Below are 1652 nucleotides of genomic sequence, written 5' to 3'. Positions count from 1 at the left end.
ACGCATGTCCACGCGCGCTACTCGCTGATCGAAGTCACCCGCCGTTTCCTTTCCCTCTATCCGCAGGTGAAGCTCGAGTTCACCGTGGGGCCTCCCGCGCAGATCCTCGCGGGGGTGACTGCGGGAACCATCGACATCGGCCTTTGCACCCTCCCCGATTCCATGCCCAAGGGCGTTGTTTCGATGGAAGCCTACGAGATCGACCGCTGCCTGATCGTGCGCCCGCGGCATCCCCTGTTGAAGATGGGGAAGCTGACCATGGAACAGATCGCGCGCTGGCCGCTCATCACCTACGACAACAGCTACACGTCCGGATCGGTGGTGCAGCGCGAGTTCCAACGGCATGGCATCACGCCATGGGTCGTGATGCGGGCCATGGACGCCAGCATCATCAAGGCCTACGTTGCTGCCGGCGTGGGGGTCGCCGTACTGCAGAAAATGGCGTTCAATGCGCAACTGGACAGGGACTTGCGCTCCGTGCCGGTCGGTCACCTGTTTCCGTCTTCGAGCGCGATGATCAGCTTGCGAAAGGATCACCTGCTGAAGCCCTTCGCATTCGACTTCATCCGGATGGTGGCGCCCAAATGGTCACGCGAGGCTATCGAGGCGCGGCTTCACTGACACCTCAGCCGGCCTCCCAAAAGTCGTTTGACGTCCGGCCCTGCATGGTCTAAAGTCGTTTGACATCAAACGATATTCCGACTCGGTCACCGAGCCGGCGGACACAGGAGACACCATGAAACCACTGAACCGGGCGCTGGCGTGGGTGGCGGGCCTCGCCCTCGCCACGGCAGCCGTCGCGCAAGGCGCTGCGGCCCCCGCGGCATCGACGGGCGCCGCAGCCTACCCGACCAAGCCGATCCGCGTCATCGTGCCGTACGCGCCGGGGGGTGGTGGCGACACCGTGTTCCGAACCATCACCGAGCCCCTGGCCGTTCGCGTCGGGCAGGCGGTCTTCATGGAGCACCATTCAGGCGCCGGCGGCACCATCGGACTCGATGTGCTGGCGCATGCGGCCGCCGACGGCTACACCATCGGCGTCGGCAGCAGCGACGCCGTGGCGTTGGCGCCCAACTTCTATCCGAAGCTCGGCTACGACCCGGTCAAGGACCTGGTGCCGATCGCCATCGTGGCCGAGATGCCGCTGGTGCTGATGGTCAAGAGCGACTCGCCCATCCAGTCGCTGGCCGACCTGCTGGCAAAGGCCAGGACCAAGCCGGGTTCGATCAGCTATGGAACGCCCGGTCGCGGCTCGTCACCGCACCTCATGGGCGAGTTGCTGGCGCGCGGTGCCAAGGTCGAACTCAATCACATTCCGTACAAGGGGACGGGGCCGGCTATCCAGGACCTGCTGGGCGGACACGTCGACTCGGTCGTCGTGTCGGGCTTCGATTCGGTGCCGCTCGAGAAGGCGGGCCGCGTGCGCACCATCGCGGTCACGGGCACTCAGCGCTATCCGCTGCTGCCGCAGACGCCGACCTTCCGCGAAGGCGGTGTCGCGACGCTCGATTACCTGCGCGTGTGGTTCGGCCTGTTCGCGCCCACATCGACGCCGCGCGCATCGGTCGACCGGCTCGCTGCCGAGATCGACGCCGTCGTTTCGAGCCCGGACTTCTCGCGGCGGGCCTCCGAACTCGGCTTCGTGCCGGTCA

Annotated in this window: 2 protein-coding genes; both read left to right on the top strand. The window is 65.9% G+C overall.

Features of this window, described 5'->3' with window-relative positions; genetic code table 11:
• On the top strand, positions 1-621 hold a 621-nt coding region (locus AC1DY5_RS54770), incomplete at its 5' end, for a LysR substrate-binding domain-containing protein (protein ID WP_478122552.1).
• 115 nt (positions 622-736) lie between these two features.
• Positions 737-1652 (top strand): Bug family tripartite tricarboxylate transporter substrate binding protein (locus AC1DY5_RS54765; RefSeq protein ID WP_478122551.1); only part of this gene is annotated, 916 nt, incomplete at its 3' end.

Source organism: Variovorax sp. P4_D9 (genome assembly GCF_056401695.1).
Note: the sequence above shows the minus strand (reverse complement) of the source record. Positions and strands in the feature narration are given on the sequence as shown.